Below are 13,980 nucleotides of genomic sequence, written 5' to 3' on the forward strand. Positions count from 1 at the left end.
TTACCCCCCCGGATAGGCTGTTTTCTGTTAATTGCTTGAAAAAAATATTGTTAACGTAAGGCAGATTTGCCGTTTTCTCTAAACAGGATATTCCCGTGGCTCATTCCGCTGATACTGAAACTGTCGCAATGCCAATAACGACTCAACATGGTTCACTTCAACTTGATAGCTATGCCGCGCCTCAGCATCTGCGTGCCGTTGCCCATTTGTACGGAGTCAGTGCGCCCGATCTGAAAAATGCGCGTGTCCTGGTATTAGGGTGTGAAAGTGGGATGAATTTGATTCCGTTTTCCTGCGCCTGGTCTGATGCTTCAGTTATTGGCATCGATATTGACGCGGATGCCATCAGCCTGGGCAAGAGTTGTATTTCAACGGCGGGAATAAGTAACCTGGAATTGTATTGTTTGCAACTTACTGAAATATTAGCAAGCGACCCAGGCGAGCAGGATTATATTATTGTGCAGGGTGTTTTTGCGCTGTTGGATAATCAGACGCGAGAATCTGTGCTGGCATATTGCCGGCAACATCTCAGCGCGAAGGGAATTATTGCCATTAAATGGCCAACGTATCCAGGGGCTAAAGCCTGCGAAACATTGCGCGATGCGATGTTATTGCACAGCAGCCAGGCGACCACCGAGGAACAACAAACTGCCAGTGCCCGCGCCATGGCAACTTATCTTGAACTGGGAATGAGCAAGCAAAATCCACTACGTTCAAGTTTTGCACCCTTGATCGCTGAAATAAGTAAAAACAACGACAGCGACCTGGTTCTGAAATACCTTTCTGGCCTGAATGAAGCGAACTACCTGGTAGACTTCAACGCAATGGCACAGCGAAATGGCCTTGCCTATTTGGGGGATGCGAAGCCGTGGACAGAAATAGCCGATTTTTACGGCCCTGACGTTGAGCAATTGCATAAAGCGATATGCCCTGTCGCAAATAAAGTGGTACAGCAGCAGTATCTTGATTTCTCGACAAACCGCACCGGGCGCTTTAGTTTACTGGTGGATGAGAGTTTGGCTTCACATATTCTTCCTCTACCGGATAAACAAAAATTAAAAGAACTCAATTGGGCGGGAAATTTTCAGCGCCTTTTTAGCGATCTGAATGGCGTAGAAAAAGCTCATTTTACCCCGCAAGGCGACCTGATTCGCACTCAGGACGATCTGACCCTGCAAGTGCTTGATCTGTTGGGTGATGCCTGGCCGCTGAGTCTGAGTTTTGAACAATTGGTTTTCCACACCAGTAAACCCGAAAGCGTAGATGCCAGGCATTCTGACCAGGTACTGAACGTCCTTTACTCTCTTTTTTGTAAAGGGGCCGAAAGCCTGCTTTACTGCCTTGGGGCTTGCCCATATAGCCTTTGTGAAAATAATACGTTAAAACAGTTACCTGGTCTTATTGGCATGAATCATCCGCAAATAGTTGCGCCACTCGGGTTTAACTTCTGGTATCAAGCCATTGCGTTGGAAAATCACGAATATCAGCATTTGGCCGCAGGCCAGTTGAGTATAAATAGTGAAACGTTGCCGATAATGGATGCATTGCGTCGAAAAGGAATGGTGACGGGCTCACCTCGCGCATGGCAAAAATATCTTCAGGCGGTGATAGGCCAACAGGACCCGAATAATATCCTGGCCTATGTGAACAGCCTGATGTTGTTCACCCATTATGGAATGGAAGCGCGTTTTCAAATAACAAATACGTCGTTATTAAAAACCGTTGCTCGCCAGAAACATCCGAGTTACTCAGCATTTTTGTCGCTTGATAGCAGAATTGAAAAACGCGTTACTCAGTTACTCAATCTGGGGCAATTTCAAAATGCCTGCGATTATCTTGTCACTCTTTCTCAGGAGCAGGGAGATAATCCACATCTATGGCATCGCCTGGCGCAAGTCTATTTTAAACTCTCTCTTTACGACGACGCATTGCGCGCATTTGCCATAGCATTTTCTCTTGAGTCGAATCACTGGGCGCTCTACTACGATTACGCCCTGTTGCTTGGCAAAATGAAATATTACTGGTACGCGGAAAAATTGACCCATTATTGCCTGCGATTTAATCAGCGGCAAACTCTGTTATGGATCCAACTTTGCGAGTTGTATCAGGAAGACAGAAACTTTGAGATGGCAGAGATTTGCGCCAGAAAGGCGCTGGATATTGAACCATTGAACAGTAATGCTCTTTCCAGTATTGCGACGCTGCTGACTGCGCAATCGAAGGTGGTTGAGGCGGTAAGCTGGATGCGCAAAGCTTGTGAAAGTGCCCCAGGGGAGTTCACTTACTTCACAAACTATTTGTTTGGCCTGTCTCATTATCCGGACATTACGCCGGAGTATCTGTTTAGTGAGCATGAGAAGTTTGGCCGACTGGCCAGCCGTTGGGCGAAGCAGAAGAATGTTAATTTCCCACACAACAATAGCCGGGATCCTGCCCGACAGTTACGCGTGGGATTTGTCTCGGGGGATTTTGGCAACCATCCGGTGACCCATTTTTTACGTCCGATGTGGGAAGCACTCGATCAGACTAAATTTGCCCTCTATGCCTGGAATACTTCCCCGTTAAATGATTTGATGACGCAACAACTGAAGGTTAAAACGACGGCCTGGTTTGATGCTAAAAGCATCAGTCATGTGGAACTGGCAAAACAAATCCATGCGGCAGAAATTGATATTTTAATTGACCTGTCCGGGCATACCGACCACAACCGTTTACCTGCGTTTGCGCTGAAACCCGCGCCGGTTTCAATGTCATTTATTGGCTATCCGGGCACGACTGGATTGAGCGAAATGGATTATGTGATTGTGCATAACAAACTCGCCCCCCAAGGTTTATTAGAGAAGCAGTTCACAGAAAAACTGGCCTATATGCCATTTAGCAAACAATTTGAACCGGTGAATAATGCGCCTGAAGTGAAAGATCTGCCTGCTTTAAGCAACGGATATATCACCTACGGTAGTTTCAACCGCCCTGGCAAAATAAATGATGTGGTGCTGGAAACGTGGGCAAAAATCCTCACCGCACAACCTGATGCAAAATTTCTAATCGGCTTTATGCCTGGTCAGAATTTAATTAATGAAATTAAAACGAAAATGATGGTTTGGGGCGTGCGACCTGAACAGCTTATTTTTCGCGAAAGAACGCATATAGCCGAATATCTGGAAATGCATAACGAGGTGGATTTATTACTCGACTGTTTCCCGTATACCGGAGGCACCACAACCAACCATGCTTTGTGGATGGGTGTACCAACCTTAACTTTTGCCAGTGAAACGATGGTCTCGCGGCAGGGTGTGGCTAACATGTGCCAGTATGGTTTGGATGAGTTTGTCGCGGAATCAATCGAAGAATATATCTCGAAAGCGTTGGCATTAAGCCATGACGTGCAAGTGCTTAGTGATTTACGGCGGAATATGCGTGAACGAATTGTGTCTAAGGGCGAATCTGCGGTTTCACCGGCCTGGTATTTAGAACAAATGCTGCGTAAGGCCTGGGAAATCTATTGTGAAACCGGTTCATCTGAAGGCTTTGTGATACCCGAAGTTTGAGCATGGTTGTTCTAATTGGCGTAGAAAAGGGGCCGTGTTTGCCCCATTAATGAAAAACAGTGCCGTCATACTGATAGCTGAAGATGTATCAGGGAAACATTCAAGGGGATTAGCGTGAAAGAGAATATTTATGTAACCAGTCCATTACTTCCTCCTCTTGAAGAGTTTATTCCTTATCTGGAGCAGATTTGGGAAAACAAACAGCTCACTAATGCTGGCCCTTTTCATCAACAACTTGAGCAGGCGCTGGCAGATTATCTCGGTGTTGAGCACCTTTGTTTATTTGCCAATGGTACTCTGGCGCTGCTAACTGCATTTCAGACGTTACGCATTACGGGTGAGGTGATTACCACACCGTACTCTTTTGTCGCAACGTCCCATAGTTTGTTATGGAACGGGCTGACGCCTGTTTTTGCCGATATCGATCCGCAGACCTTCAATTTAGATCCGGACAAAATCGAAGCACTCATTACGCCGCAAACCTCGGCTATTTTGCCGGTGCATTGTTATGGGATTCCTTGCGATACAGATAAAATACAGCGCATAGCGGACACCTGGGGCTTAAAGGTCATTTATGATGCCGCTCATGCTTTTGGCGTAAAACAGAATGACCAAAGTATTCTCAATTGCGGCGATCTTTCTGTATTAAGTTTCCATGCCACCAAAGTCTTTAACACCTTTGAAGGCGGGGCGATTATTTGCCCGGACGCGAAAACTAAACAGCGGATTGATTATTTAAAGAACTTTGGCTTTGCCGATGAAACCGTTGTAATGGCGCCTGGTATCAATGCCAAAATGAATGAGGTACAGGCTTCATTCGGGATGCTGCAATTACAATATATTGATAAAGCTCTGAACGATCGCGCTGAGATCTATCGTTATTATGCAGAGCTGATTAAAACGGAATTACCCGAAGTAGAATTCTTGCAACCACCCGAAAACGTGGAATGGAATTATGCCTATTTCCCGGTCATGATTCGCCTTGGGCTTGCTGCAACCAGAGATGAAGTTTATCAAGCGCTGCGTAAGCAGAACATTTATACGCGTCGTTATTTCTTCCCGCTTATCAGTTCATTTTCGATGTATCGGCATTTGCCATCAGCTAAAGATGACAGTTTACAAGCGGCTGATGCTGTCTCGCAGGCGGTGCTGTGTTTGCCTATTTACCCAGGATTAAGCCGGGCAGATCAAGAACGGATTATCACGATTATGGCGGTCGCGTTACGCGAAAATGAGCTGGCTGAGTTACCCTGCGAACATCATCTGCTAAGTGCATAAAGGGATTCAGAGAAGAAGTTTGTCATTACGCCTTGGTTTTGTCATATCTCTTCGATAAAAGCGGCAGGCCTATTGAATCATCACCTGCCGCTTTTCAACTTACCGAACTTACCCACTCATTGTTTTTTACTCATGATATTTTTTTCTGGCAATCAAGCTGTAATGAATGGGCATTAAGAATCTGTCCGCATCTTCCAGAGCATTCAACTCCTGGATATCAAATTGAGCAAATAAGGCTCTCAATCCATCTTCTGTAAACCGCCAGCAATCAGGGCGGGGGCCATGAATTCTGAAGTTAAACGGTGTTGTGACAAAGGCTACGCCGCCAGGTTTAAGGATTCTTTTAATTTCCTGGACTGCTGCAAATGGGTTGAGCGTGTGTTCCAAAACTTCAGTACATATCACGACGTCAAATTCATTAGCAGGGATAATTTTAGAATTATCACCACAGATATCAGCAATGTAACTGGCACCTGATTTTGGATTTATATCCAGAGTTTTTATCGTGGCTCCAGGAAAGTGTGGGGCTGCACCTTCATGATCTTGTGGAGCAATATCCAATAAAATCAGACCTTCTTTATTTGTCTCTTTTCCGGCTCTTTTGATGAAGTTAAAAATGTTTTCGCGGACCATCTTGAAATGTATTTTGTCAATTTCTGCTATTTCACGCTCAATATTTTGCATATGACTCAATCTTCTCTTTATTAACGTTTGATAATATAAGCATGACCATTCAGGTTACAGATGAAAATTTTATCTGCATCGTTTTTTATTTCATTGACAAATTTATAAACACCAGAGCATGCTGTGACAAATCCGTAATCATCAAATGCTATTATACCGCCGGGAACCACGTTCTCCCATATAAAATCAAATGTTTCTTTAGCGGATCTGTATACATCAACATCTATATGGACAAAAGAAAATCTCTTGCCCTTAACTATATGCCCAGTATTCTCAGGAAATACTCCTTGAAGAATTTTATAGTTTGACACACCCAAATCTTGTTCAAGGAACTTAACAACAAGCTCTTTACTCGTGTCCGAGTGAGCCTTGTCTTTATAATGCTCCCACTCCGAGGATTTAACGACGCCTGCAAATGTATCAGCCAGATATACTGTTTTGTTTGGTGCAAGTTGTGTGAAAATCCCCGCTGTTCCGCCTCGCCATGTGCCGATTTCCAGAATGTCTCCGGGGAGTTTTGCTATTTGTTCCATCAATAAATAATGGGAATAACAACGTATTCTATCAACGAGAGTGTGTTCACGGATGCTGTCATAAATTTTGTTAAAAACTTCGTCTGTAAGCCAGGGGGCATCGTACGGATAGCTATGCAGCGGGTGTTGATCATATTGAATCACTGCGAAACCTTGATCTTTTAGTTCGGCTCTTAACCTGTAAATTTCTTTTGTCATTAGTATGTTACCTAAAATTTTTCCATTAAAGACTCAATCATATGTGAGTCAAAGACGGGGATCTGACAGTTATCATGGACCGCCTTGCGTTCAGCGAATGAGTCATCTATAAAAATAGCATCGTTCTGCTTGATATAGTTGTGCTTAGCATCGTCCTTGTTTAAGCAGATAATATTGTCGAATACGCTTTCAAGACGATATTTCTTCAGTGAGGCGTCTAAATTTCCCTGGTGCTTTGTGAGTAAGTGAATCTGTATGTTTTTATTAATACATTGATAAACAAACGCCATAATGACCGGATTGACTTTATTCTCGAAAATCACAAGATCATCGAAATCTAAATATACATGACGGTAATTAATATTGTGTTTGTACTTATTCTCCAGTGCCCGGTCAATTATTACCGTTTGGTTATTTTCAAAGATATCGATATCGTAGTCCATCGCATCAAAGAGACTAAGAAGCACCAGATTCACACCTTTACAACGTGCCAGCCCCATGGTTCCGGCAATTCTCGTTGCGATTTCCATGAGAACCAATTCGTTTTCGGCATTTTCTTTTACCTGAAAGAACCATGCTCCCCGTAGGCTGATCATACGGTTTATTGTTTTTGCCAGCTGAGCAAACCTGATGTCGTGTACTACTACGGAGCTAACACTGATGCCATTTGAAATTCTGACTCGCTCACGGGCTTCAGAGAAAAGCAGTGTACCATTTCTGTCAGTGAAGCAATCGATGGTGAACTCTTTCCCCGGCAGATATTCAATCACCATAAGAGTCGGGTCTTTATGGAGATAGAAATCAATATCCGCAAGACTGTTAGCGAGATGAGTCCCCTTTGACCCTTGGCCAATATCCGGTTTCAGAAAAACAGGTAACGCATAATGATCTGGCAGTTGGCCGACCTTATATACATGTGGTGTCGGTATCGAATCTTTGAAAAAATCGTACGTTTTCCGTTTAGAACGTGTAATTTCACAAGCACTTAGACTTGATGTAACGACTTTACATTGTAGTCTGCCAGCTGCACTTTCTTGGGAAAGTCTGAGCACCACGCTATCATGGGCAGGAATAATGAAATCTATCTTTTTCTCTTCAATAATTCTGTTCAGCTTTTCGATAAACCCCGGGTCGTCAACAAATGGTATGGTATCAATGTAATTTTTGTAAACGAATGCTCCGTGATCCGATACCGATGAGCCGCCAAACAGCATAAAGTGCGTGGAGAAATTTAAAGATTTGTGGATTTCCAATCCAACTTCCGAACCACAAGGAAAGACCAAAATGTTTTTTCTCATACTAGACTCTTGTAAAGCTCGATTTGAATAAATTCTGTGTGTTTGAAGAACGCAAAGTGATGATGATATTGAGGAATAATGTCGATTTATTTCTGTTTTTACTGACATTTGTTTAGATATTTTGTCGAGAATATTATGATAATCCGTTATTTTTCGGGTGGTTTTTCGCGTACAAAATCTCTTACTGCTTGTCACTTGTGGCTCATGTGAAATCTGTTCGACATAGACTTTGCTACGCAGAGTTTCCGCATAATAATCTCGTTGGGTAATACATTAAAAAAGATTAAAGCATAACTGTCGCCCATAATTTAATAATTATAACCCCCAAATAACCCCTCATTTCACCCACTATTCTTGCGATTAAAAACCCTCCAGAAACGGATAATCATGCCGATAACTCAACTAACGCAGGGCTGTTTATCGTGAATTCACTGTATACCGCTGAAGGTGTAATGGATAAACACTCGCTGTGGCAGCGTTATGTACCATTGGTGCGTCACGAAGCATTGCGCCTGCAGGTACGCCTGCCCGCGAGTGTGGAGCTTGACGACCTGCTACAGGCGGGCGGCATCGGGTTGTTGAACGCAGTGGACCGTTATGATGCCCTGCAAGGAACGGCATTTACTACCTACGCGGTGCAGCGCATCCGTGGGGCGATGCTTGATGAGTTGCGCAGCCGTGACTGGGTGCCGCGCAGCGTCAGGCGTAACGCCCGTGGTGTTGCGCAGGCAATTGGTCAACTGGAGCAAGAGCTGGGCCGTAATGCTACCGAAACAGAAGTGGCAGACCGGTTGGATATCCCGCTCAACGAATACCGCCAGATGTTGCTCGACACGAACAATAGCCAACTCTTCTCTTATGATGAGTGGCGTGAAGAGCATGGTGACAGTATCGAACTGATTACTGAAGAGCATCAGCAGGCGAACCCATTACAACAATTGTTGGAGGGGAATCTTCGCCAACGCGTGATGGATGCGATAGATGCGCTACCGGATCGTGAAAAGATGGTGCTGACTCTCTATTACCAGGAAGAGCTGAATCTCAAAGAGATTGGCGCGGTACTGGAAGTGGGGGAGTCGCGCGTCAGTCAGTTGCACAGCCAGGCGATTAAACGCTTACGCACAAAGCTCGGTAAGTTGTAGGGAGTGCCGCATATTATAAGACGACCGGGATAACATCATGACGGTACAGCAATCCAAAAAGCGTCCATTGAGCCGCTATTTAAAAGACTTTAAACACACGCAAACTCATTGTGCCCATTGCGCAAAAGTACTCGACAGGATCACGCTGACGCGTTGTGGTGAGATTGTCAGCAAAACCGCCATTGCACAGCTTGATTCGCTCATTGATGAAAACAGTTGGCAGACCGAGCGCCAGTCCTGGGCGGCGTTGTGCCGTTTCTGCGGCGATTTGTATTCCAAAGAGCAGCAGCACTATTTCGATATCATCGGCTTTAAAGAGTACCTGTTCGAACAAACTGAGATGAGCCATGGCACCATCCGTGAGTATGTGGTGCGCTTGCGTCGACTCGGTAACCATTTGTCTTCACAGAATATTCCTCTTCCTTCTTCCCCTGTCGCGTACCTCGACGATTCATTTGACGCGTGGTTGCCGCCAACCAGTACCAATAATTACCGTATTGCTCTGCGCAAGTACGGGCAATTTCAAACCCTGAATCAAAATATGGATGCCCATTTCCAGGAAAATAAATCAACTTCTGATATATATTAAAATGGCATAAGTTGTAACGCAGTGATTTTGATTGATTATATTAAGTCGTTACAATACAACCAAAATATAAACATTCGGGGTAACTATGAAATTAGCAATGGTGGGGCGTCAGGCGCTGATGGGCGTACTGGCTGTGGCATTGGTAGCGGGCGCGAGTGTTAAGACGTTTGCTGCGGAAGGTTTATTGGCGAAAGTAAAAGAGCGCGGTACGCTGCTGGTTGGGCTGGAAGGGACTTATCCTCCGTTTAGCTTCCAGGGTGATGACGGCAAACTGACCGGTTTTGAAGTGGAATTTGCAGAGCAGCTGGCGCAGCATTTAGGCGTAAAAGCGGAGCTCAAACCCACCAAATGGGATGGTATGCTGGCGTCGCTGGACTCTAAACGTATCGATGTGGTGATTAACCAGGTGACCATTTCTGATGAGCGTAAGAAGAAATACGATTTCTCCACTCCTTATACCGTTTCTGGTATCCAGGCGTTGGTGAAGAAAGGCAACGAAGGCAGCATTACCGGGCCGGACTCCCTGAAAGGCAAAAAAGTCGGTGTGGGTCTTGGGACTAACTACGAAGAGTGGTTACGTGCCAATGTGCAGGGCGTTGATATCCGCACTTATGACGATGACCCAACGAAGTATCAGGATCTGCGCGTAGGTCGTATTGATGCGATTCTGGTTGACCGTCTGGCGGCATTGGATCTGGTGAAGAAAACCAAAGATACCCTGGCGGTAGCCGGTAACGCATTCTCACGTCAGGAAGCGGGTGTAGCCGTTCGTAAAGGTAACGAAGACCTGGTTGAAGCGATTAACAAAGGCATCGCTGATATGCAGAAAGATGGCTCTCTGGCGAAGCTTTCTGAGAAGTGGTTTGGTGCTGACGTAACAAAATAGTTGCTCAAAACCTGAATAAAGGTGCTGATTCCAGCACCTTTTTTATTTGTATCTGCGGGCAAACCGCCAGGCTGGTGCATAATAAATAAATCTGGAATTTTTATTAGTGTAACGGAGTCGCTCATGTCACTACATAATCTGACGCGTTTTCCGCGTCTGGAATTCATCGGCGCACCGACGCCTCTCGAATATCTGCCGCGTTTTTCCGATTATCTCGGCCGCGAAATCTACATTAAACGTGATGACACCACGCCAATGGCGATGGGCGGTAATAAGCTGCGTAAGCTTGAGTTTCTGGCCGCTGATGCGTTGCGTGAAGGGGCTGATACGTTGGTGACGGCGGGGGCGATTCAGTCAAACCACGTGCGCCAGACCGCGGCGGTTGCCGCCAAACTCGGCCTGAAGTGCGTAGCTCTACTGGAAAATCCCATTGGTACGCAGGCTGAAAACTATCTCACCAACGGCAATCGTTTGATGCTCGACCTGTTCGATGCTGAAATCGAAATGTGTGACGCGCTGCATTCGCCTGACCAGCAACTGGAAGAGATTGCCGTTCGCCTCGAAGCGCAAGGTTTTCGCCCGTACGTGATCCCCGTTGGCGGTTCGAATGCACTGGGCGCGTTGGGTTATGTTGAGAGTGCATTGGAAATCGCCCAACAGTGTGAAGGTGCGGTCAGCGTTTCATCGGTAGTCGTTGCTTCGGGAAGCGCAGGAACGCATGCTGGGCTTGCGGTTGGTCTTGAGCAAGTGATGCCAGATGTCGATTTAATTGGCGTTACGGTTTCGCGCTCCATTGCGTTGCAATTGCCAAAAGTGCAGGCATTGCAGCAGGCGGTCGCACAATCATTAAGTGTCAGCGCATCAAACCCAATCCATTTATGGGATGATTATTTCGCACCGGGGTATGGTCAGCCTAACGAAGAGGGGCTTGAGGCCATTAAATTGTTAGCGCGTCTGGAAGGGATCTTGCTCGATCCGGTTTATACCGGCAAAGCGATGGCGGGATTAATTGATGGTGTGGCGCAGAAGCGTTTTAAAGACGACGGCCCAATTATCTTTATTCATACCGGTGGGGCGCCCGCACTTTTTGCGTATCATCCGCACATTTAAAACATAAGAAAAAACAGGGTAACTATGCAAGAAAGTATTCAACTGGTACTGGATTCGGCACCGTTTCTGCTTAAAGGTGCCGTCTTTACGCTGCAACTCAGCATCGGCGGTATGTTCTTTGGGCTGATACTCGGCTTTTTATTGGCGCTGATGCGTTTGTCCTCGTTTTTGCCGTTTCGCTGGATATCGCGTTTTTACGTGTCGATTTTTCGCGGGACACCGTTAATCGCTCAGCTCTTCATGATCTATTACGGCTTACCGCAGTTTGGCATTGAACTGGATCCTATTCCGGCGGCAATGATTGGTTTGTCGCTTAATACCGCCGCCTATGCATCCGAAACGTTACGTGCGGCGATTTCGTCTATCGAGAAAGGGCAGTGGGAAGCCGCAGCCAGTATCGGGATGACGCCGTGGCAAACGTTGCGTCGGGCGATTTTGCCGCAGGCCGCGCGTGTCGCGTTACCGCCGCTGAGCAACAGTTTTATCAGTCTGGTGAAAGACACGTCACTTGCGGCAACCATTCAGGTTCCGGAACTGTTTCGCCAGGCACAGCTTATTACCTCCCGTACTCTTGAGGTATTTACCATGTATCTCGCGGCGTCCTTGATTTACTGGGTAATGGCAACGGTGCTCTCGTCGTTGCAAAACTACTTTGAAAATCAGCTAAACCGCCAGGACAGGGATCCAAAATGAGCGCAATCGACGTAAAACAACTGGTCAAAAAATTCCACGGGCAGACCGTGCTGCATGGTATCGATCTGGAAGTGAAAGCGGGCGAAGTCGTGGCGATCATCGGGCCAAGTGGTTCCGGTAAAACCACCTTGCTGCGTTGCATTAATTTACTGGAAGAGCCTGAATCAGGGACCATCAAGGTCGGTGAAATTTCCATTGATGCGGCGGAGTCACTCAGTAAACAGAAAAATCGCGTGCGGGAATTGCGCCAGCACGTGGGATTCGTGTTTCAAAGCTTCAACCTTTTCCCCCATCGAACGGTGATTGAGAACATCATCGAAGGGCCGGTTATCGTGAAAGGTGAACCGAAGGACGAAGCTATTGCGCGGGCACGTGAATTGTTGGCAAAAGTCGGCCTGAGCGGTAAAGAAACCAGCTATCCGCGTCGTCTTTCCGGTGGCCAGCAACAACGTGTGGCAATTGCGCGTGCGTTGGCGATGCGACCAGAAGTGATTTTGTTTGATGAGCCAACGTCAGCACTCGATCCTGAGCTGGTGGGCGAAGTGTTGAGCACTATCCGCCAACTCGCGGAAGAAAAACGCACGATGGTCATCGTGACGCATGAAATGAGCTTTGCGCGTGATGTTGCTGACCGTGCCATTTTTATGGATCAAGGCCGCATTGTTGAGCAGGGGCCTGCACGTGAATTGTTTGCCAATCCTAAACAACCGCGCACGCAACAGTTCCTGGAAAAATTCCTCACCCAATGATCGGTATGGCCCCATTTGGGGCCATTAACCGTTGCGTGTGATGGATAAATCATAAGCTAAATTAATGAGGTAATGACCATTTAGCACGATTTTCCAATATTCTGCGCCAATGGCCGTTTTATCATATAAATAATACTGATAAATGTGATAGCGTTAGGCATTACATTTGTAAATGATTTCCGTGTCAGGAGAATCGCCAGACATAATGGACGATCGCAACTTTTTTATCTGGCGGCAGGATGCGCTGAATATCTTCCAGTCTGTGACTCAGGCTGACGAAATAACGAAAATACTTCATCAGCAAACGGCATTGCTGGAATTTGACTATTACTCCTTGTGCATTCGTCACCCGGTGCCCTTTACGCGCCCGAAGACGTCGTTAAAGTCGACATATCCCCAGCGTTGGCTCGACCATTATCATGCAGAAAATTATTTCGCTATTGATCCGGTTTTACGCCCTGAAAATTTCATGCGCGGGAATCTGCAATGGAATGACGAGCTTTTTAGTGACACGCAGGATTTCTGGGATGCGGCAAGAGATCACGGCCTACGGCGCGGCATAACCCAGTGCGTGATGGCACCTAATCGTGCGTTGGGCTTTTATTCGGTCTCGCGCACGGTGGGGAAAGGCAAAGTTTTGCCTGAGGATGAATTGCAAATGCGCCTGCAATATTTGGCCGAACTGAGCTTAATGACGTTAATGCGTCTTAATGACCCATCAATGGCAGCGATGGCATTAAAACTGAGCAAACGTGAGCGAGAAATATTGCAATGGACTGGCGAGGGGAAAACATCAGCTGAGATCGCAATTATTTTGTCGATTTCAGAAAATACAGTGAATTTTCACCAGAAAAATATGCAAAAGAAATTTAATGCACCTAATAAAACACAAATTGCCTGTTATGCAGCAGCGATAGGGATTATTTAATATTCCCGCCTACCTGCATCTTGAAATTCTGGGGCATATAAAGAAGTTCTTGTAGGGCTTGTGCAACGAAACGGCTGGAGAACCTGAGCTCATCCAGCCGTCGCGATTCGATTACTGACGGTAAGCCTGTTTAATTTGCTTAACAGTATTACCAAAAACGTCTGCGTGGGCCGAGTCTTCCATTTGAGCGATTTGCTTTTCCATTTTGATAATAACCTTGCCTGCATCGGCTTGGCCCATGGCTTTCAGCATCTGAGTTAGCATTGCCTTCAGACAGGTGACTTCAATAGCCAATTCACTACTGTTGTCTGCGGTGGAAAAATCAGGAGTGCTCATTCGTGTTC

General features: G+C 46.1%; 13 protein-coding genes. 9 read left to right on the forward strand and 4 right to left on the reverse strand.

All coding sequences use genetic code 11. From position 1 onward, the window contains the following. Nucleotides 1-95: 95 nt before the first annotated feature. A complete protein-coding gene (locus OH773_RS08025; protein WP_270144643.1) occupies nt 96-3,548 on the forward strand; it encodes an O-linked N-acetylglucosamine transferase family protein in 3,453 nt (1,150 codons plus the stop codon). 114 nt (nt 3,549-3,662) lie between these two features. Beyond that, nucleotides 3,663-4,826 (forward strand): DegT/DnrJ/EryC1/StrS family aminotransferase, encoded by a 1,164-nt coding sequence (locus tag OH773_RS08030; protein ID WP_270144645.1) that lies wholly within the window; start codon nt 3,663-3,665, stop codon nt 4,824-4,826. Nucleotides 4,827-4,952: 126 nt separating this feature from the next. Here the strand turns inward: OH773_RS08030 and OH773_RS08035 are convergent, their stop codons facing one another. The 3 genes from OH773_RS08035 to OH773_RS08045 are packed head-to-tail and all read right to left on the reverse strand — an operon-like array spanning nt 4,953 to nt 7,539. Next, a complete protein-coding gene (locus OH773_RS08035) occupies nt 4,953-5,510 on the reverse strand; it encodes a class I SAM-dependent methyltransferase (protein ID WP_270144648.1) in 558 nt (185 codons plus the stop codon). Nucleotides 5,511-5,530: 20 nt separating this feature from the next. Continuing rightward, nucleotides 5,531-6,241, reverse strand: a complete 711-nt coding sequence (locus tag OH773_RS08040) for a TylF/MycF/NovP-related O-methyltransferase (protein ID WP_270144650.1) — start codon at nt 6,239-6,241, stop codon at nt 5,531-5,533. 11 nt (nt 6,242-6,252) lie between these two features. Continuing rightward, a complete protein-coding gene (locus tag OH773_RS08045) occupies nt 6,253-7,539 on the reverse strand; it encodes an ATP-grasp domain-containing protein (protein ID WP_270144652.1) in 1,287 nt (428 codons plus the stop codon). A gap of 422 nt (nt 7,540-7,961) precedes the next feature. On the opposite strand from OH773_RS08045, the gene OH773_RS08050 reads away from it, so the two are divergent. From OH773_RS08050 to sdiA, 7 genes are all read left to right on the forward strand, one after another. Continuing rightward, a complete protein-coding gene (locus tag OH773_RS08050; protein ID WP_183269735.1) occupies nt 7,962-8,681 on the forward strand; it encodes an RNA polymerase sigma factor FliA in 720 nt (239 codons plus the stop codon). A gap of 37 nt (nt 8,682-8,718) precedes the next feature. After that, complete coding sequence (gene fliZ, locus OH773_RS08055) at nt 8,719-9,270, forward strand: flagella biosynthesis regulatory protein FliZ (protein ID WP_270144656.1); 552 nt, start codon at nt 8,719-8,721, stop codon at nt 9,268-9,270. An 85-nt stretch (nt 9,271-9,355) separates the two neighbouring features. Beyond that, nucleotides 9,356-10,156, forward strand: coding sequence for a cystine ABC transporter substrate-binding protein (tcyJ, locus tag OH773_RS08060; RefSeq protein WP_270144658.1), 801 nt, complete (start codon nt 9,356-9,358; stop codon nt 10,154-10,156). Between the two features lie 123 nt (nt 10,157-10,279). Next, nucleotides 10,280-11,266 carry a D-cysteine desulfhydrase gene (gene dcyD, locus OH773_RS08065; protein WP_270144660.1) on the forward strand — a complete coding sequence of 329 codons (987 nt, stop codon included), beginning with the start codon at nt 10,280-10,282 and terminating at the stop codon, nt 11,264-11,266. 24 nt (nt 11,267-11,290) lie between these two features. Beyond that, nucleotides 11,291-11,959: a cystine ABC transporter permease gene (gene tcyL, locus OH773_RS08070; RefSeq protein WP_270144662.1), complete on the forward strand. Its 669-nt coding sequence runs from the start codon at nt 11,291-11,293 to the stop codon at nt 11,957-11,959. Next, complete coding sequence (gene tcyN, locus OH773_RS08075; protein ID WP_270144664.1) at nt 11,956-12,708, forward strand: L-cystine ABC transporter ATP-binding protein TcyN; 753 nt, start codon at nt 11,956-11,958, stop codon at nt 12,706-12,708. Before tcyL ends, tcyN begins: the two co-directional genes overlap by 4 nt. A gap of 205 nt (nt 12,709-12,913) precedes the next feature. After that, nucleotides 12,914-13,636, forward strand: coding sequence for a transcriptional regulator SdiA (gene sdiA, locus OH773_RS08080; RefSeq protein ID WP_270144667.1), 723 nt, complete (start codon nt 12,914-12,916; stop codon nt 13,634-13,636). Nucleotides 13,637-13,747: 111 nt separating this feature from the next. Here sdiA and OH773_RS08085 read toward each other — a convergent pair whose 3' ends face one another. Beyond that, nucleotides 13,748-13,972 carry a DUF2594 family protein gene (locus tag OH773_RS08085; RefSeq protein ID WP_183269728.1) on the reverse strand — a complete coding sequence of 75 codons (225 nt, stop codon included), beginning with the start codon at nt 13,970-13,972 and terminating at the stop codon, nt 13,748-13,750. Nucleotides 13,973-13,980 lie beyond the last annotated feature (8 nt).

Origin of the sequence: Buttiauxella sp. WJP83, from assembly GCF_027594725.1 — a bacterium.
Taxonomy (GTDB): Bacteria; Pseudomonadota; Gammaproteobacteria; order Enterobacterales; family Enterobacteriaceae; genus Buttiauxella; species Buttiauxella selenatireducens.